We start from the raw sequence: 17,698 nt of genomic DNA, 5'->3' as shown, positions 1-17,698 counted from the left end.
GGCAGCGAAAACGCTGCGGCGTCCGGAAGCCGGGGCTGTCTGCCATCTCTGAAAGGCTGGCCGCTTGCGGCCATGCTGTTGCTGGCCTTGAGCGCCGCGCCGGCGCATGCGCTGCAAAAATTCGCCGACGTCCAGCGGGAATTCCGTTCCTCCGAAGCCAGCCTGTACGACCGCAAGGGCCAGCTGCTGCAGCAGATCCGTCTGAATCCGCATGAGCGGCGCTTATCCTGGGTGGCGCTGGAAGATGTCTCGCCAGCCTTGCGCAACGCCCTGGTGGCGTCGGAAGACCGACGCTTCTACCAGCATAGCGGGGTCGACTGGAATGCGGTAGCGGCCGCCGCCTGGGGCAATCTGTGGAACAGCCGCACCCGCGGCGCCTCGACCATCACCATGCAGCTGGCCGGTTTGCTGGACGACGATCTGCGGCGCCGCAATTCGCCGCGCTCCTTCAGCCAGAAGCTGTCGCAGGTAATGGTCGCGCAGCTGTTGGAGCGCAACTGGCGCAAGGACCAGATCCTGGAAGCCTATCTGAATCTGGTCAGCTTTCGCGGCGAACTGGTCGGCATCCATGCCTTGTCGCGTGTCTTGTTCGGCAAGCATCCGGGCGGCCTGAGCCGGCGCGAAGCGGCGATCGCCGTAGCCCTGATCCGCGGCCCCAACGCCACCCCGGCCCGAGTCACCGAACGCGCCTGCCGCATCCTGCAGGAACAGCAGGCCGGCCAGGAGTGCAAGGACCTGGAAAGCTTCACCTTGCTGGCGCTGGCGCGTACCGGCTCCAATTCCGAAGTGGTGGTCACCACCACCGCGCCGCAGCTGGCGCCGCATTTGGCGCGCAAGCTGCTGCGCACGCCGGGACAATCGCTGCGCTCGACCTTGGATGGCGGCGTGCAACGCATCGCCACCGACGCCCTGCAGCGGCAGCTGGCGGCGCTGACCGACCGCAACATCCAGGACGGCGCCATCCTCGCCATCGACAACGCCAGCGGCGACGTGCTGGCCTGGGTCGGCTCCAGCAGTACCTTTTCCAATGCCGCCGAGGTCGACGGCGTGGTGGCCTTGCGCCAAGCCGGCTCGACCCTGAAGCCCTTCCTGTACGAGATGGCGATCGAAAAGAAATGGATGACGGCCGCCTCGCTGCTCAACGACGCCGCCATCAACCTGCCGACCGCCAGCGGCTTGTATATCCCGCAAAACTACGACAAACAGTTCAAAGGCCTGGTCAGCGTGCGCACCGCGCTCGGTTCATCGCTGAATATTCCAGCGGTGCGTACCCTGGTCACAGTGACGCCGACCGCCTTTTTCCAACGCCTGCAAAACCTTGGCTTCCAGCTGCGCGAATCCGGCGACTACTACGGCTACAGCCTGGCGCTGGGCAGCGCCGATGTCAGCCTGCTGGCGCTGACCAATGCCTACCGCGCGCTGTCGAACCAGGGCCGCTACAGCGGCATACGAACCTCGCTGAGCGACCCGCCGGTAAAAATGAGCAAGGCGATGGACCCCGGCGCCGCCTTCATCATCGGCGACATCCTGTCCGACCGCAGCGCCCGCAGCCGCACCTTCGGCCTTGAGAATGCGTTGTCGACGCGGGTCTGGACCGCAGTCAAGACCGGCACCTCGAAAGACATGCGCGACAACTGGGCGGTCGGCTATTCAGACCGCTATACCGTCGGCGTCTGGGTCGGTAACGCCTCCGGCCTGCCGATGTGGGACGTCTCCGGCGTCACCGGCGCCGCCCCGATCTGGCAGGAAGTCATGCAATACCTGCACACACGCGACCAGCAGCGCCAGACCATTCCACAAAAGCCGGATGGTGTGGTGGCGCAGGAGGTCAGCTACCAAGACAAGCAAGAAGCGCCGCGCCAGGAATATTTCCTGGCCGGGACCGAGCAGGCGCTGATCAGGACCGCGAAATCCGACGACATCGGCATTGCGATACGCTATCCGACGGCAGGCATGCTGGTGGCGCTGGACCCCGATATCCCGCCGGAGCGGCAGCGCATACGGTTTGAAGCGGGCGGTGTGTCCAATGCCATATGGCGGCTAGACGGCAAACAGCTGGCCATGCCGGAAGCGGCGTTTAAAGGCGGCAAGAAAAAGAATAGCCGGCGGGCGCATACGCAAAACCCGCAGCTCGCATTCGACTGGATGCCATGGCCGGGGCGGCATGTGCTGGAATTGTTGGACGATAAGCAGGCAGTGCTGGATCAGGTCCGGTTTGAGGTGCGCGGCGCTGTTGAAAGAGAAGCAGCTCCGAAATCTGGGCGTCGCGTGAAAAGATAATTGATGCGGACGTTCGGCAGTGCCATTCGGATTGCCGACGTTAAATTGTATTAGATTAAATTTTATCTGACATTCGTTGTACGAGGTTTCGTCCGGAAACGCCCCTGAACTGCCTGTCAAATCTCTCCAAACCAGACAGTCAGCCATGCTCGCTTGAGCGCCGGTGATTAGTGACAATACAGTTTCGAAACATGCACCATCGTCGACGCGTAGCTAAATACAATACAAAGAATCGTAACTTGGTCGGTTAGAGTACAACCGATAATCTATTTACCTTGGCGTGAGCGTCACGCCATTTGGAAGTGCCCCAGTTTGAAGAACAACACTCATTAGTTGAGCCTCATCCTCTGACAGTGCAGTGAGAGATATATCTTTCTTCAAGGGTTCAGCAATTCGCAAGCGATTAACGAGTCGCCCATCCCAAATTACGTCGATAGTTTGCCCCGTTGCATTTTGGGTGCGGGCTGTTATCCGCTTTGAGGCTGCATCTTTCAAACGGAGCGCGAGTTGTGGCGGGTTTCTCAGAAATCCAGCATCTTCTATGTCATTTTCGGTCAGTAGTAGTTCCTGTTCTCGAAACCTCAACTCTAGTGTAATCCTTAGTTTACCTACGGTATGAAGCAAGATATCGGTTTGTTTGGAAGTCGGCTGCCAACCAGAGAAGCGAACTGTAACAATATTTTTGGTCAATGTTGTTGACACCGAGTTGTAGAAATGTGGTTTTATTTCTTTGAACCGTGCTTCAATAATACTCGCCACCTTTGCTGTGTCCGCTGGACTCGTGCCGTGTACCTCCCAAGCCTGGGTCATTTCCTGAGCGAACATAGACTCGCTAAAGGGCATAACAAGAGCACAAATTACCACAATGAATTTAAACATCAATAAACTAAGCCTTTCTAATTTGGCCGATTCGAGCTTTTTAGTCTTTTACATTTTTGTATTGTGCGTTCAGCAGCGCTATGATTGCTTTCGTATTGTCGCATTGACTGTCAGCCTCTGGCCGATTGTGGACATCTATAAGAAGCGTTTTGCGAATGTTCCAATCGATCGAACTCCGGCAAGTATTTTTTCGCGTGCCGACGCATTTGCAGAATGGACCGAAATTTTTGGGAGATGGAAATTTCGAATCGCCACTGCTTCTTCTATCCAGGCTATGACGTCGTAACCGGTACCGCGTGTATCATCTCCAAGACCATGGTCAAGACCGAGTTCGGTCACTCCTCCTGCATTTTGCAAAGCAATAACCTCATCAGGCCAATACGCCCGAATCCATCCTTCTGGCGTCGTACGTTCATCATCTAAAAATATACGCATGTTTTCCTTATTTCTGAACTTGCCAGCTACAGAGAAGTCCACTTCTGATCGTTAGGAGACGATTTCGGAATTCAAGTACGCCACCAACTCTCGCGGCGACATAGCAGCTACCGAATCCTCAATCATCTCTAGCGCTATGAATCCTTCCCGGCTCCGCACGAAATTTCGCTCGTGGTCTGAAAGGGAACGTTGAAGTTTTTCTTCGCAGACGTCGAAGATTTTTGCATGCCTTTGTGCGACGATTTTCTGATTATCCATCATGATCCAGCTTTTAACAGTTCAGTTTCAAACCAATATGAACGATGGCTTTTGGCCGATTGCAGGCAAGCACTTATGTGCCCTCAGTAATATGGTTCATCGTGTTGTCGCCATATGTTCGAATAACTTTGGAAATGATGACCTGATAGCCACCAAGCCATTCAGAATACCGCCGCTTTGCTTCAATGTGACTGGGATGTGCGATTAATTGCTGCAGGCCGAGCTCCGATTCCCAGTAGTACACATTGACGATTCGTCCCGCTTTCGGGTCTTCCCAGGCTTCCTCGCCGAGGTAACCGGTGCTCTCCTTGGCAGCCTTCGCAATCAGCCCATCCAGCCGGTGAAAATCATCATCAAACTGCTTTGTCTCAAAAATGAATGTTGCGGAGTACATTACATCCCCTTAAAAAATTTATACGTTCTCAGAGATTTCGGCAGATGGTTGCGATCGTCCGCCTGTAGCTGGCCTCAGCCATTTACATGGCGGCCGCATTAGGCGCGACAGGCAACGTCAGCTCAAGACTGAGCTAGTATAGTTGTTAAATCAGTGACAATCAGCTTCATCCCCATCTCAAAATAAAACGTTAGGCGCTTGTCAAATGAACCCAGCATTCCGTTCCGCAGTCCCGGTCGTCCAGGAGTTCTGGCGGCTCATGGCCTGCAACGATTTCACAGCAGTCGGCGCGGTGCTTGCCGATGAATTCATTCTCGATTGGCCGCAAAGCAATGAGCGCATCCGTGGCAGGGAGCGGTTCGCTGCGATGAATGCTGAATACCCTGCAAACGGTCCGTGGCGCTTTTCAATTCATCGCATTGTCGGCAATGAAGCGGAGGTTGTGACCGAGGTCGGCATTACCGACGGCGTGCAAGAGGCCAAAGCCATTTCCTTCTTCACGGTGGTGGCCGGCAAGATCACCGGGCTGGTTGAGTACTGGCCTGAGTCTTATCTCGCTCCCGCCAATCGAAAGCATTTGGTCGAAGCAATTCAATGAGAGTCTGCAGTTAAATAGCTCGTCTGCGATCTCAATCCGTCACGGATCAGTTGCCGTCGCGATAGAACGCCCCAAGCGCGCGACGGATGTACTGGCAGTAACTAGCTACCACAACCACGTCGAAAACCATTGCAGCCTGGGTTCTTGCGACCACGTGCGCGAGAACGATCCGGTCAACAACAATACGCCGAATCAATCCAACAGCATCATTCAGGCAGCTGGAAGCCTGAATGTCAACGGCCAGGGCGGCCAGTACGCCGCATTGCAAAACACCGGCGCCATCACTGGCTACCAGGTCAACCTGACCGGCAGCAACATCACCAACGGCTATACCAACCCGCAAGTCATGACGCCGGCGGGTTCTACCCCGAAAAACATCATCCCATTGGGACCGATAGGCGTGCCGGTTGCCGCGACGAACGCCCAAAATGGTGCTAGCCAGGCAGCAGGGGCCGGCGGCGCCGCGTCGCAGGTCAATGCCAATCCAAATGTAGGGCCGCAAACGTCGATACCAACTTCTAGCGCTAACGGCAGCAGCGGCAATGGCGCCACGTCCACAGCACCTGTTGGCAGCCATACGGCGTCGACCGTTGCCGGTAACGGCAGCATTTCAACGGCAACCATCGGTAGCCAAGGCTTTGCGACAGCGCCGACGTCCACCGTCGGCAACGGCGATTTCCATTTCACCGCGGGTACGCCGGCCGGACAGGGCGGCTTGCCGACCCAGAGCACCAAGAACGATCCGAAATATGTGATCACCAATCCGGCCAGCAATGTGTTGGGTGGTTTGACGCCGCAAGTCTTGCTGAACAGCTTGCCGGCGGCGTTGCAGCCGAACGGCTCAGTGCCGTTCTATTTTGATCCCTTTACCGAAGATCAGCAGTTGCAACAAGCTGCGTTGGCGCAGACCGGCAATGCCAGCTTCGTCAGCGGTGTGCAATGGGACAGCAAGAATCAGGTAAGCCTGGCTGATCAGCAAAAAGCGGTCTTGTACAGCAACGCGATCAACTACGCGACCGAGAACCATATTCAGCTGGGCCAGGCGCTGTCGCAACAGCAGATCAATGCGCTGACGGCGCCGATGTTGTGGTACGTCGAAGAAACCGTGCCGGATCCGAGTTGCAAAGCTGCTGGCACCTTCCAATGCGGCACCATCAACGCGCTGATGCCGCAGGTCTATCTGCCGCAAACCACGCAAGGTGCGCTGGCCGGCGGCGTCATCCAGGGTAACCAGGTGACGTTGACGGCCACCGGCACAGGGACAGCACAAAATCCGAACGGCACAGTAACGAATACCGGCTATATCAGCGCCCAGCAGTTAATCATCAATGCGGGCGAGCTCGACAACGAGGCGCGGTCTGCCGACATCGGCGTCCAGACGATTCGTACCAATGACCAGGGCTACACAAAATTGACCGGCACTGAAGTTCAGCCGGGCGGCTTCTTGTCGGCGACGAACTATCAGTTGAACGTTGACCGCGTCAACAGCATCAGCGGCCAATTCCAGCAAACTAATGCCGATGGTTCAGTGAATCAGGCCGGTAGCCAGGCTGTGCTGAGCAACTTGCAGGCGCAGTTAGGCAGCGATTTCACCCAAAGCACGGCCCAAAATAATATTACCCAGACTTGGGTGCAGACCAAGAAGGCCGATCCAACAGCCATGATTGTTGCGATCGTGGCAGCCATAGCCATCTCGATCGTGACTGCCGGTGCAGGTGCAGCGGTTGTTGGTGCGGTCGCAGACATGACGGCTGCTGAAGTGGGGGCCAGCGTCGTGGCTTCTGTTGCATCCGTTGCCGTGCAAGGGGCGATTGTAGGGACATTGAGCAGCGCCGCAACGCAACTGATCACTACCGGCAACCTGGATGTGGGGGCGGCCTTGAAATCGGGGGCAGTTTCCGGCATCACCGCAGGATTGACGCAGGGCATTACCTATGGCGGCGATGGCGTGGGGCTCGATAGCGTGGCCAACGACCCTAATAGCCTGGCTAATCTTGGTGGTACGCAAAGCGTCACTAATAGTTTGCCAGGGACTACATTGACGCAGGCTACGAGCTCGACTGCCTCGATAGGAATTCGAATCGGTGCAACCGTGGCCAACAGCGCCATTGGCGCAGGAGTTCAGACCATCATCGAGGGCGGCAGCTTCGGCAATGCACTCAAAAATAATTTGATTGGCTCTGCTGCTGCAATTGGGGCGAATTGGATCGGGCAGAATATCCCTGGTATTGGAATGGGTAACGCGACGGACACCACCATTGCCGCAAACATTGCAAGCCATGCGCTATTGGGTTGTGCTGCAGCGAGCTTGGCTGGTAACAGTTGTTCTGCCGGCGCTGTTGGTGGCGCGACCAGTGCGGTGGTTGCACCGTTGATTCGGGATAGTCTCTATAACGTCCAAGACACCACCACTACCGTCAACAATGCCGATGGCACGCAAACGACAACCGTGGCGTATAACAATTCGGCGTATAACACGGCGACCGATGCACTGGCTATTCTCGCCGGTGGCGGTGTTGCAGCGGCACTCGGCCTCAACGCGACGACTTCAGCAAATGCCGCGGCCAACGAAACGATTAATAACGCTACGACTACTAAATGGTGGATGAGCGCAGTCCCTGTTGGGGGACTATTGATGACTCCGTTCGGACCTATACCGATGATGGGAGCGCTTCCGATCGGAGGTCTTGGACTTCCGGGGAAACCAACTTTTGATCAGCAATTGGAGGCACTGGATGGGTTGCTGCCACCAAGCACAAATCAGTCAGGATTGTTTACCAATACCGGGACGACTTTACCTGCTTGGTTGGGGGATCTAGGAAACTCCATTATGGGGTTGCCGAATCAGCTTGGGCAGTGGGCGAACAATCTGCTGACTCATCCATCATCATGTGTAGGGGCAGCGGCACTTTTCTGCGGTGGATTGGGACTGATTTTAAGTACAGGAAGTGGGCCGTCTTCAACTACAAGCACTATCGTAAATAACAGATCGGTAGGAAAAGCTGCAGAGGCTGAAGTTATATCTGACTTTGAAGGGCAAGGTATGCAAGTTCAGGGCCAAGTAACCCTAACGAATGGCTCTACCCGATGTGTCGCTGACTGTGCTCTAAATGGTGCTCCTAACGCAACTGTTCAGATACCAGCCGGATATATCGCAGAAGACACTAACGGAAAAATGTTGGTTGACTCCAACGGTAAACCGATAACATCATTCAATCTAAACTCGCAGGGGCAGGCCATTGTAGAGGTTAAAACTGGTGGATCTACCTTGACTTCAAATCAGAGCATCGTATATCCGGCAGTCCAAAGTAGCGACGCTTCAGGGACTGGAGCGGGAACTAACGCGGCAAAAGCCAATTGAGCTTTCCCTGAAATTTCGTCTTCCACAGGTGACGTAAAATTGACGTTACTTTGGGAAGGCAAGAAATGAAGATTTCAAGAAGTTCATACACGGCGGAATTCAAGGAATTGGCAGTCAGACGGGTCAATGCCTGCGAGTCCTTCGCGGCGACAGCCAAGGAACTTGGTCTAAGCGAACAAACGCTGCGCAACTGGGTCAAGGCCGCTAAGGCTGGCAAGTTGAACGGCGCTGGTAGCAAGGTTGTGACACCGGAAGAGATGGAATTGTCGCGCTTACGTGCCGAGAATGCCAAGCTCAAGCGGGAGAACGAAATCATAAAAAAGGCAGCGGCGTACTTCGCGAAGGATGTTCTGTGAAGTACGCCTGGATCGATGCGCAGACTAATCGATTCGCGCTGAGGGAAATGTGCGATACGCTCGACGTGAGCATCAGCGGTTACCGAGCCTGGAAGAGTGGCGGCACGCCCGATCGCAAGCGCCTGACGGCCGGCCAGACGCTGGCCATGATCCGCGCCATCCACGCCGAGGTAAAAGGTGCTTATGGCAGTCCTCGGATGATCCGCGAGTTGCGGTGGCGGGGCTACACGGCGAGCAAGGGACGCGTAGAGCGGTTGATGCGCACGCACGGAATTCATGCGCGCCACAAGCGGCGCTACCGGGTTACGACCGAATCGAAGCACGGTTTGCCAGTGGCGAGAAACCTGCTTGACCGCGATTTCGCGCCGGCGGCGCCGAATCAGGTTTGGACGGCCGACATCACCTACTTGTGGACCGATGAAGGCTGGCTGTACCTCGCCATCGTTCTGGATCTGTTCAATCGGGAAGTGATCGGCTGGTCGCTCAAGCCGCGTATGACGACTGAGTTGGTGGCAGACGCGCTGACGATGGCCTGGTTCCGCCGACGTCCTGCGCCCGGCGTCCTGCATCATTCGGACCGCGGCAGCCAGTACGCCAGTCAGGCCTACCAGGACAAGTTGCGTGAGTTCGGTATGACGTGTTCGATGAGCCGCAAGGGAAATTGCTGGGACAATTCGCCGACTGAGAGCTGGTTCAACAGTTTCAAGAACGAACGTTACCATGGCCTGCGCTACACCACCCAGACTGAAATGAGGGCGGCCAGTTTCGAATACATCGAGGTGTTTTACAATCGCAAGCGGCAGCATTCGACCCTCGGTTATAAATCGCCGCTCCAGTTTCTACAGCGCTGGATCAGTGAACAGAATCAGGAAAAACGAGCTGCATAGAAGTCGTCTGTTGGAAGACGAAAAACAGAGGGAACCTCAGACCTGACCCCGATTTTCGTACCGTTGCGGGACTGGGTATTGGAGCTGTGCTTTCCACCGGGGCAGCAGCAGGAGGCACTGTGCTTACCGCTGGTGGAAATCTTCCTCTTACGCCACTTGAAATCTCTGGGGGAACGGCTCTTGGCGGATTGGCCGGGGGACTAGTTGGGGCTGCTGCCGGTAATCAGCTTGGTAATTTTGTGGATAGCGCTTCTGGCTTGCTAAACGATCTCTCCAATAGTCTTTTCGGGCCAAGCGGCGTTAATGGAAAACCGATTTCCGCTCCGCAAGGATCGACGGTTATTAGCGGCGCTCCGAATCCCGCGCCACAAGCTGGCGGGCCGATATTCACACCGAACACAGGTCCGCAAGCCAGCGGCCCGCTGTTTAATCCAGGTGACCAGTCTGGTGGTGGCAATAACGTGCTGGTGAATCCACAGGTGCAGCCTCAGGGATCTACTGTAATATTTAATTCGGGGAATTCGGATAGTGGAGCCAACGCAGCAAACAGCATACCTGCGCCACCCAATACCCACACGGTGTATCCGCTTGGCCCAGGTGCCGCGAATGGACCATTGCCACCAGGGTATGTCACAGTTTCGCGTTGGGTATCTCCGGCAGAGGCTGCACTTTGGGTACAGAATCAGGGAACTGCGATACCGTCAGCTGTGCCACAAAACGGCACTCCTCAGGTGTATGTAACGACAGCAGGTGCAGCATATCCTCCGGGGGCAAATGGGACCATACGTATCGATTTTGCCGTGCCGGGTGCTATGCTGCAACCCGGGAATGCGTCAAATAATTTTCAAATATTGCAGCCGTCTTCTAGTACACCGACTTACAACGTAAAGATCAATGTGCCAAATGGGGTAGTTCTTCCCAAGGCTAAGTAGGAGGGTAATATGCGAATTTCTTCTGATTTTGGGATCGTCATTCGCCGTGAGGCACTGAAAGAAAAAGCTGTAAATCTGTCTCAGATACTTATAGAGTTTCATTTTGATCGGTATTTTGATGAGTCCAAAAATTTCATTTCACTCGGCCCATTTTTTGGGGGAGATGCTGCTGACGATTGCATGAGATCTCTTGAAAAAATTGGGCTAATTTATATTGATGATTTTTTTATTTTTGTGGGCGATTTTCCGCAATGGTGCAGATTCGAAGCGTTTCTCTCAGAAGGATAAGGAAATGATCAAGCGCTTATTCCAAGACAATTAGCGCAATTCACGGCTGCCAGTGCTGCGTTGAGCCAGTTAAAGAATTTTTTGCGTCAACGAGAAACAATCCAGCATCAGTATTGCAACGTGGTAGATGAAGATTAGCTATGGTACCCATGATTTATGTCGATTTTAATGAATTGGTGGAACTCAATCTCGTGCTGCTTTCGGTTGGAGATAGCGCCGCCGGTATGAACGGCGTAACGGTTGTTCTCCAGGAGGGGATGCGGGTTGACGTGTATATGGACGATTTGGATGAAAAAGGAAATGTGGATAACTTGACGGCATCTGGCGTTGTTGAGAAGAACGCCGCCACTGGATGGGGCCAACACGTAAAGTGGTGTTGCCGAATAGATAGCGATGGCATTCGGCCGCAATCCGAAATCTCTTGAAGTGATGGTGAAAATCGGAGACGTATTTGGTATAAAAACTGCGAACGGAGAAGCTTATTTCCAGTTCGTGAAGAATGTCGCTCCTATGGGCTCTTTAATTCGGGTACTGCCGGGTACATATTTCAAAGGGCATCCCGACTGGGACGAACTTGTAGGTCTCGATACAAATTTCTGGATATTTTTCCTGTAAGTGCTGCCCTAAAGAAGGGAGTCGTGCAGAAAATTACAAATTGCGCGATTCCTGAGCATTCACGGAATACTCCGGTCTTCCGTGCCGGCGTTGTGGATCCCGCTACCAATAAAGTAGAAACCTGGTGGTTCTGGGACGGTGACAAAGAATGGAAGGTCGGCGCCATTACCGAGGAACAACGGAAATTGCCAATCCGAGGTTCGTGGAATGACACATTGCTGGTTATGCCCCTCATAAATATGCTGTGAAGAGTTGCAAATAGTAGAATGTCATCATTGACAACATAGGGGAAGCGACATGGAGACGATTCAATTTTCTGTTCAGGGTTCAGCGGCAGTGCCTTACGAAGTAACTTTCATTCGCGATGAAGATGGCCTCATTGCAGTATGCACATGTTCTGCGGGCACCATGGGAGCCTCATGCAAGCATCGTGTCTCAATCTTTGAGGGCAATAGGGCAGACATCGTAAGTGCGAACATCGAGCAAGTTGCAACCGTCGCCAGTTGGTTATCTGACTCCCCGATAGCAGCATGTCTTGACGAAATCACAGTTGCTGAACGTGAGCTTGAACGTGCAAAAAAACAGGTTTCCGCTGCAAAAAAGAGATTAGGTGCAGTAATGGCCGGAAAGCAATAATTCTGCAAGAAGCAGTTCATACCCACAATAGTTAACGCTGGGAGAGCCTTGTGACATGCAATCAATGCGGTAAACCAGCAGTTGGTATGATTGGGAATAATCCGTTATGTCTCACCTGTTACGCTACGCTCGCGCAAATTGCTCAACAACAGATCGAGAATGCAGAACGGATGATGAATTATTCGCTGGATCAAATGGCGGAAGTGTCTGGTATTCCTTCATCATTTTTTTCTCGACTTCCACCACGCCCAAGTCCAGTAGTCATAGGCGAAGTGAAATTGAACAACATAAATGTCACAGGCAGTACTATCGGAACGATCAACACTGGCTCCATTGGCACGGTTGATCAATCGATTACAGTACTCAAACAAACAGGTGAACCGGGGCTTGCTGATGCTATCAAAGCCCTGTCCGAAGCTATCCTTGAGAGTAAAGATCTAAACGAAACTCAGAAAAGCGAACTCGTTGATAGCCTCAGTGCCATTGCTCAAGAAGCAGCCGCAACGAAAGACACTAGGCGAAATTCAGTCGCCCTTACGCTTCTGAATCAGGCAATGAAAGTTACGGCATTAGCTGGTGATATAACCGACATCTGTCAAAAGTGGTGGCCCATTTTGGTTGCCGCATTTTCTGTAGCAAGCGGCAAATAATATGTAGTAGTTCCGACTTGATCGGACAGTAAGACCTTGCCAATGGGTGGGGTTACCCGGTTTGATAGAGGTGCGAATCTTTATTAAACCAGCGCGTAAGCGCCAAGGAGTAACCCCATGCGTAGTGTTCCTCAGAATGTCATCAAGCACAAGGTCGGCCTGCTCAATCTTGCTGCAGAACTCGGAAACGTGTCTCGTGCCTGCAAGGTGATGGGATTTTCCCGCGACACGTTTTATCGCTATCAAACGGCAGTAGAAACAGGCGGTGTGGATGCCCTGATTGATGCCAACCGTAGAAAGTCCAATCTCAGAAATCGCGTTGAAGAAGCCACTGAAATGGCTGTAGCTCAATTCGCCCTGGAGCAGCCGGCGTTCGGCCAAGTCCGTGTATCGAACGAACTGCGTAAGCGTGGTGTTTTTGTTTCCCCAAGCTCTATACAACGAAGACGCCAATCACCGCAGCCGATCTATTGAATGACCGAGTGTTGCCGTTCCTGGCAGAACAGGAAATGGGCTTGATCCGCGTGCTGACCGACCGTGGTACCGAATATTGTGGCAGGCCGGAAGCCCACGACTACCAGCTCTACCTGGCCCTCAATGACATTGAGCACACCAAGACGAAGGTTCGGCATCCGCAGACCAATGGAATCTGCGAGCGCTTTCATAAAACCATTCTGCAGGAGTTTTATCAGGTCACATTCCGGCGCAAGATCTATCGCTCGATTGAAGAGCTGCAAAGCGATCTCGACGACTGGCTGGCTTATTACAACAATGACCGCACACACCAAGGGAAGATGTGCTGCGGTCGGACACCCATACAAACACTAATTGACGGAAAGGAGGCCTGGCAAGATAAAATCACGACACTGAACAACTGAATTTGACCTGACAACTGCACACGTCAAACCGGGGAATGTCAGATCAGATCGCGACTACTACAAATAATACGCTGGTCGTAAAATCTGTTTTACACTCGACTGGCAAAAAACGCCTCATAGCAGCGCTTAATATCATCCGTCCCGTATCGCACTTGGCAATACTCGATCAGGCTCTTTTTTCCGCTCTCATCCAAGGTCTCCATCGGAACCATATCAAGCCCTACCTGAGCAGGGTTCTTGTAGAACGTTGTTATTGTCGGCTTGTGCTTAATGAAAGGGTCCCATGCAGAGCCTGCTTCATGGTCGCCAACGTAGCGATCCATCCCGACAAAAAGCCAAGCCAGCACGACAACAGGGATTGCAACGAATAATATTTTCTTCATGGTGGGGCTAAGTTGAATGCTTTACGCATTTGATTTGCAATGATCATCCCATATATACCGGGACATGCTCGACTTGAACCGTGAGTCATGGCAAATTCACGATGACCACCGAGCTTAGTAATTTTAAAGAACTCCGTTAGAGATTTGATGAGTGCTTCAGCAGCGGCGAGTTGTGGCTCAGTAGGTTCGTCGTGTTTCACCGCACCCTTATCTTTTTCTTGTCCAATCCACTCTTTCAAGCCAGCTACGACACCGCGCTTTACAGTAACGTTCCAAGCTCCCGGACCATAACGCTGTGCCTCGCCTCTAACACTGAGATCAGCGAGAAAAACAATCCCTACCACGCCGGTATTTCCACCCTCAATGTGTGAGCCTTTGAAGCGGATATCGAGAGCCTCATATACGACGCCTTGGCAATCGATAGCATAGTGGTAGCTGATCTGATTAAACGACCCCATATCAATCGTCTCAACCCTCTGCATCTGCTCAACGCTGTTTGCAGAGCAGCTAAAGCTATTCCCGGCATGATGGAGTGCGATTGACTGATAGTCCCAATCGTTCACAGCGCTGTCTGGCTTATGCCTGTGTGCATCCCATGTCGACCGCTCCACAAACTTGACGCCTTGCTTCTGTACTTGATCAATGATTGCCTGTCGCGTTGCTGCCCTATCGTTTACCGTCACTACCTTGAACGGCTTGCACATGTAGTCTGACTCTGTAAATGCAGTTGCCCATTGCGTCGGCGTGTAATGCGCTTCTGTTCCCATCTCAAGCCTCTCCGTGCTTCAAAGCGCCCGTAGGAGCATTGAAAATTAAATGCAATTGAATGGTCTGCCCAGGAGTAGCATCGACATTAGCGTATCCATCCCCATCTGTGACGCCGCTCTGTTGAGCGCCGCCAACTTTGGCAAGATATGCGCGGTTAGCCAATGGCTTTCCAGTTTCGCTGTCTTGGAATAGGAAGCGCTTGCCTTGCTTTTCTTGAGTATCCTGAGTGCTGCCAGTAGAGGCGATAGCTGTGGCCGCTGCAACGGCAGCAGATGCAGCACCAGCGCCCGTAGGAGGCGATAGGGGACCAGATGACTCTATGCCGTCATCGTAGGTCATTGTTTGGTGGAGACTCGCTATGAGCTTTGGATGGACAGGACAGCCGCAGATGACGATATCGTGTTCCAGCGCCACCTCGCCCATGAATTGCATGCGCCGTGGGCCCCCAGCCTTAGCAATGACACCCTCGCTCTTGCAGGCAAGGCATTGCACCGGGCCGCCGATTAGCGCCGCTTTGTGTCCAGCATTACCAAGTGAGAACGTCGAGTTCGCATTGGGAAGAATCACGCCGTTTGTAGTTGTCTTGTCGCCCACAACGACAATTTTTCTCAATGCCATAGATGCCCTTAAAATTGCTTCTAGGCCATCTTTACAGAGGATTAATTTTATTGCAAGTAGTTTCCTGGCTCATCCGCTTAGATAACAACGCTAGCCCATTCAATCGCGACCTTTTACATCATAAAATTTCCACAACCAAATTACGTAGCTCAGAAATTTATCAAATGTGATGCACAAATATAGCACTTGCTATAAAATCGAATCGTTATTAACGTTGGTAGCAACGATAAATAGCTTTGTTTGAGTTAGAAAAAATGGCACCCCAAAAGAGTGAACGATTTTTGAGGTGCCGGGCAACACTAGAAAATATTGCTGTCCTTTAGCAGCAAAATCAAAGTACCGACTGCAATCGATATTTTGATGTGAAGATCGATCAAGAATGAATTGGTGTGGAACTGCAAGTTTAGCTTGGCTTGCACATAAGGTCCTTTTTCACAAGTTTTAGATAACAACCTGCCTCCTGTTAGGGATAGCGGGTCTTTGTTGTTTCTACTTCATGTACTGCGATTTGATTCTAATCCTTTTTCTAAGATGGAACAGGATTTTCTCCTTTTTCCTGGCTTACTTCTGAAATTCGCCGCCACCCGGCACCGAAGCCACCGCAGCCACATAAAGAATCAATAATTACTGAGTTGACTGGACGGACGAGACTCTCTGGAGCTCACTGCACATCAATTGCACACACAGCCTCAAAATCCGCATGAATCCTTAATTCTCTATCCAGTCCATCATGAGATAGAACCCCCTGCACTGGATATTTGTCGTATGGGTATCATGCGCGCGATACGGCATAGGCCAAACATGAGAAAAATTTTAGGATTTTTTTCTAAAAAAAATCAAGGGGGTAGGGGAGACAATCCGACCAATTGCGGCCGTATTTGAAAAACAATCAAAGGCAGGAGCAGACAGCGTGCGCTGGGAATGACGGGATAAATCTGAAGTATAAAAAATAGAAGCGAGCTTACAACCTGTTGTTCGCGTTGATAGATTCTCAAATGGTGGGGTACAAAGTGGGGTACAAATCTACAAAAATGAAAAAGGCCAATCCGAAGATTGGCCTAAGTCATTGATTCAATTGGTCGGGGCGAGAAGATTCGAACTTCCGACCCCTTGCACCCCATGCAAGTACGCTACCAGGCTGCGCTACGCCCCGACAAGCCTGTTATTATATCAGGCCTAGTTGCTTTGTTCCCAACGGAATGCAAAGAATCTAAAAATTTTTTCCACCGATTATCCGGCCTGTGTTGCCGCCGATCCTTGCGTCATCATTCCGCTTGATTGGCCAGCACACCTTGCCGATGATCCTCATCCAATAATCTTATGCCAATAAAAATTAGCCAGCAGTTCGACGCCGCCGCAATTGAAGTCGTGCGCGCGGATAGTCCTCAGCAGATTGAATTGAAAATCCGCAGCGATTCGCATGCCGATTTCACGCAGTGGTTTTATTTCCGCCTGCAGGGCGCGCGCGATGAGGATTGCACCATCCGTTTCCTGAACGCCGGCGCCACGACCTATCCCAAGGGTTGGGAAAATTACCAGGCGGTGGCCAGCTACGATAGGGAAAACTGGTTCCGTGTGCCGACTAGCTTTGACGGCCAGGTCATGACCATCAGCCACACGCCGGATTACGACAGTGTCTACTACGCTTACTTCGAGCCGTACTCCTGGGAGCGTCACCTGGCGTTGCTGGGGCAGGCTGAGCAATCGCCGCTGGCGCGCGTGCTGGATATCGGCAGCACGGTTGATGGCCGCGACATGAATGTGCTGGTGATCGGCAATCCCGAGGCGGCCAAGAAGGTCTGGGTCATCGCCCGCCAGCATCCGGGCGAAACCATGGCGGAGTGGTTCGTCGAAGGCATGGTCGACGCCTTGCTGGACAGCGCCAATCCGCTCGCCACCAAAGTGCTGCAGCACGCGGTGTTCTATATCGTGCCGAACATGAATCCGGACGGCTCGGTGCGCGGCAACCTGCGCACCAATGCAGCTGGCGCCAACCTGAACCGTGAATGGATGACGCCGTCGCTGGAGCGCAGCCCGGAAGTGTTTGCGGTGAAAAACAAGATCCACGAAATCGGCTGCGATCTGTTCCTCGATGTGCACGGCGATGAAGCCTTGCCGTACATCTTCGTGGCCGGTTCGGAAATGCTGGAAGACTTCAGCCCGCAACAGGCTAAGGAGCAGCAGAAATTCATCGACGACTTCCAGCGCGCCAGCCCAGATTTCCAGACCGAGTTCGGCTATGCCGCGAGCAAGTACAGCAGCGATGTGCTGACCTTGGCGTCCAAGTATATCGGCCACACCTTCAAGTGCGTCTCGCTGACGCTGGAGCTGCCGTTCAAGGACAACGCCAATCTGCCGGATGCGCAGGTGGGCTGGGACGGTGCGCGCAGCGCCCGGCTCGGCGAGGTGGTGCTGCAGCCGATCTTGCGTGCCTTTGAATAATCATGCGGTAATGAACGGCAGCCAAGGCTGCCGTTTCCAT

General features: G+C 53.1%; 16 protein-coding genes, 1 tRNA gene and 1 pseudogene. 11 read left to right on the top strand and 7 right to left on the bottom strand.

Annotated features, from left to right (window positions below):
• Positions 1-72 precede the first annotated feature (72 nt).
• Positions 73-2,280 (top strand): penicillin-binding protein 1C, encoded by a 2,208-nt coding sequence (pbpC, locus tag BCF11_RS26300; protein WP_098497995.1) that lies wholly within the window; start codon positions 73-75, stop codon positions 2,278-2,280.
• Positions 2,281-2,550: 270 nt separating this feature from the next.
• Here pbpC and BCF11_RS26295 read toward each other — a convergent pair whose 3' ends face one another.
• From BCF11_RS26295 to BCF11_RS26280, 3 genes are all read right to left on the bottom strand, one after another.
• Positions 2,551-3,159 carry a hypothetical protein gene (locus tag BCF11_RS26295; RefSeq protein WP_098497809.1) on the bottom strand — a complete coding sequence of 203 codons (609 nt, stop codon included), beginning with the start codon at positions 3,157-3,159 and terminating at the stop codon, positions 2,551-2,553.
• A gap of 135 nt (positions 3,160-3,294) precedes the next feature.
• The gene (locus tag BCF11_RS26290; protein ID WP_098497808.1) at positions 3,295-3,594 is read right to left on the bottom strand and encodes a cyclic-phosphate processing receiver domain-containing protein; all 300 of its coding nucleotides are present in this window, start codon (positions 3,592-3,594) and stop codon (positions 3,295-3,297) included.
• Between the two features lie 331 nt (positions 3,595-3,925).
• On the bottom strand, positions 3,926-4,246 hold the full coding sequence (locus BCF11_RS26280) for an antibiotic biosynthesis monooxygenase (protein WP_098497806.1): 321 nt from the start codon (positions 4,244-4,246) through the stop codon (positions 3,926-3,928).
• A gap of 205 nt (positions 4,247-4,451) precedes the next feature.
• On the opposite strand from BCF11_RS26280, the gene BCF11_RS26275 reads away from it, so the two are divergent.
• The 9 genes and pseudogenes from BCF11_RS26275 (at position 4,452) to BCF11_RS26240 (ending at position 13,447) form a co-directional block, all read left to right on the top strand.
• Positions 4,452-4,844: a nuclear transport factor 2 family protein gene (locus BCF11_RS26275; protein WP_098497805.1), complete on the top strand. Its 393-nt coding sequence runs from the start codon at positions 4,452-4,454 to the stop codon at positions 4,842-4,844.
• Between the two features lie 154 nt (positions 4,845-4,998).
• Positions 4,999-8,205, top strand: a complete 3,207-nt coding sequence (locus BCF11_RS26270) for a DUF637 domain-containing protein (protein WP_098497804.1) — start codon at positions 4,999-5,001, stop codon at positions 8,203-8,205.
• Positions 8,206-8,270: 65 nt separating this feature from the next.
• Positions 8,271-9,448, top strand: a protein-coding gene (locus BCF11_RS26265) for an IS3 family transposase (RefSeq protein ID WP_098493244.1) whose coding sequence is annotated in 2 segments (ribosomal slippage) — positions 8,271-8,532 and positions 8,532-9,448 — 1,179 coding nt in all. Because the reading frame shifts where the segments join, the coding sequence is not laid out codon by codon here.
• Between the two features lie 941 nt (positions 9,449-10,389).
• Positions 10,390-10,668, top strand: a complete 279-nt coding sequence (locus BCF11_RS26260) for a hypothetical protein (protein WP_098497803.1) — start codon at positions 10,390-10,392, stop codon at positions 10,666-10,668.
• A 140-nt stretch (positions 10,669-10,808) separates the two neighbouring features.
• Positions 10,809-11,093, top strand: a complete 285-nt coding sequence (locus tag BCF11_RS26255) for a hypothetical protein (RefSeq protein WP_098497802.1) — start codon at positions 10,809-10,811, stop codon at positions 11,091-11,093.
• A gap of 213 nt (positions 11,094-11,306) precedes the next feature.
• Complete coding sequence (locus BCF11_RS28460) at positions 11,307-11,531, top strand: hypothetical protein (protein ID WP_233212723.1); 225 nt, start codon at positions 11,307-11,309, stop codon at positions 11,529-11,531.
• A 49-nt stretch (positions 11,532-11,580) separates the two neighbouring features.
• Positions 11,581-11,919: a hypothetical protein gene (locus BCF11_RS27845; protein WP_143751530.1), complete on the top strand. Its 339-nt coding sequence runs from the start codon at positions 11,581-11,583 to the stop codon at positions 11,917-11,919.
• Between the two features lie 50 nt (positions 11,920-11,969).
• Positions 11,970-12,569, top strand: a complete 600-nt coding sequence (locus BCF11_RS26245; protein ID WP_143751528.1) for a hypothetical protein — start codon at positions 11,970-11,972, stop codon at positions 12,567-12,569.
• Between the two features lie 117 nt (positions 12,570-12,686).
• Positions 12,687-13,447, top strand: a pseudogene (locus tag BCF11_RS26240) (helix-turn-helix domain-containing protein).
• Positions 13,448-13,536: 89 nt separating this feature from the next.
• Here BCF11_RS26240 and BCF11_RS26235 read toward each other — a convergent pair.
• The 4 genes from BCF11_RS26235 to BCF11_RS26220 all read right to left on the bottom strand — a co-directional run bounded on the left by BCF11_RS26235 (position 13,537) and on the right by BCF11_RS26220 (position 16,369).
• Positions 13,537-13,830 carry a hypothetical protein gene (locus BCF11_RS26235; protein WP_098497800.1) on the bottom strand — a complete coding sequence of 98 codons (294 nt, stop codon included), beginning with the start codon at positions 13,828-13,830 and terminating at the stop codon, positions 13,537-13,539.
• On the bottom strand, positions 13,827-14,597 hold the full coding sequence (locus tag BCF11_RS26230) for a peptidoglycan recognition family protein (RefSeq protein ID WP_098497799.1): 771 nt from the start codon (positions 14,595-14,597) through the stop codon (positions 13,827-13,829). The genes BCF11_RS26235 and BCF11_RS26230 overlap by 4 nt, the downstream gene beginning before the upstream one ends.
• A 1-nt stretch (position 14,598) precedes the next feature.
• A complete protein-coding gene (locus BCF11_RS28455; RefSeq protein ID WP_233212722.1) occupies positions 14,599-15,216 on the bottom strand; it encodes a PAAR domain-containing protein in 618 nt (205 codons plus the stop codon).
• Positions 15,217-16,292: 1,076 nt separating this feature from the next.
• A tRNA-Pro gene (locus BCF11_RS26220) sits at positions 16,293-16,369 on the bottom strand.
• A gap of 167 nt (positions 16,370-16,536) precedes the next feature.
• On the opposite strand from BCF11_RS26220, the gene BCF11_RS26215 reads away from it, so the two are divergent.
• The gene (locus BCF11_RS26215) at positions 16,537-17,658 is read left to right on the top strand and encodes a M14-type cytosolic carboxypeptidase (protein WP_098497798.1); all 1,122 of its coding nucleotides are present in this window, start codon (positions 16,537-16,539) and stop codon (positions 17,656-17,658) included.
• Positions 17,659-17,698 lie beyond the last annotated feature (40 nt).

Origin of the sequence: Collimonas sp. PA-H2 (genome assembly GCF_002564105.1) — a bacterium.
Classification (GTDB): Bacteria; Pseudomonadota; Gammaproteobacteria; order Burkholderiales; family Burkholderiaceae_D; genus Collimonas.
This window is presented reverse-complemented; position numbering and strand designations above follow the sequence as displayed.

Bases quoted from the DNA above. Each gene is read 5' to 3' on its own strand.
- BCF11_RS27845 (WP_143751530.1), top strand. From the start codon at position 11,581: ATGGAGACGATTCAATTTTCTGTTCAGGGTTCAGCGGCAGTGCCTTAC.
- BCF11_RS26280 (WP_098497806.1), bottom strand. From the start codon at position 4,246: ATGTACTCCGCAACATTCATTTTTGAGACAAAGCAGTTTGATGATGAT.
- BCF11_RS26295 (WP_098497809.1), bottom strand. From the start codon at position 3,159: ATGTTTAAATTCATTGTGGTAATTTGTGCTCTTGTTATGCCCTTTAGC.
- BCF11_RS26290 (WP_098497808.1), bottom strand. From the start codon at position 3,594: ATGCGTATATTTTTAGATGATGAACGTACGACGCCAGAAGGATGGATT.
- BCF11_RS26275 (WP_098497805.1), top strand. From the start codon at position 4,452: ATGAACCCAGCATTCCGTTCCGCAGTCCCGGTCGTCCAGGAGTTCTGG.
- BCF11_RS28455 (WP_233212722.1), bottom strand. From the start codon at position 15,216: ATGGCATTGAGAAAAATTGTCGTTGTGGGCGACAAGACAACTACAAAC.
- BCF11_RS26260 (WP_098497803.1), top strand. From the start codon at position 10,390: ATGCGAATTTCTTCTGATTTTGGGATCGTCATTCGCCGTGAGGCACTG.
- BCF11_RS26215 (WP_098497798.1), top strand. From the start codon at position 16,537: ATGCCAATAAAAATTAGCCAGCAGTTCGACGCCGCCGCAATTGAAGTC.
- pbpC (WP_098497995.1), top strand. From the start codon at position 73: ATGCTGTTGCTGGCCTTGAGCGCCGCGCCGGCGCATGCGCTGCAAAAA.
- BCF11_RS26235 (WP_098497800.1), bottom strand. From the start codon at position 13,830: ATGAAGAAAATATTATTCGTTGCAATCCCTGTTGTCGTGCTGGCTTGG.
- BCF11_RS26255 (WP_098497802.1), top strand. From the start codon at position 10,809: ATGGTACCCATGATTTATGTCGATTTTAATGAATTGGTGGAACTCAAT.
- BCF11_RS26230 (WP_098497799.1), bottom strand. From the start codon at position 14,597: ATGGGAACAGAAGCGCATTACACGCCGACGCAATGGGCAACTGCATTT.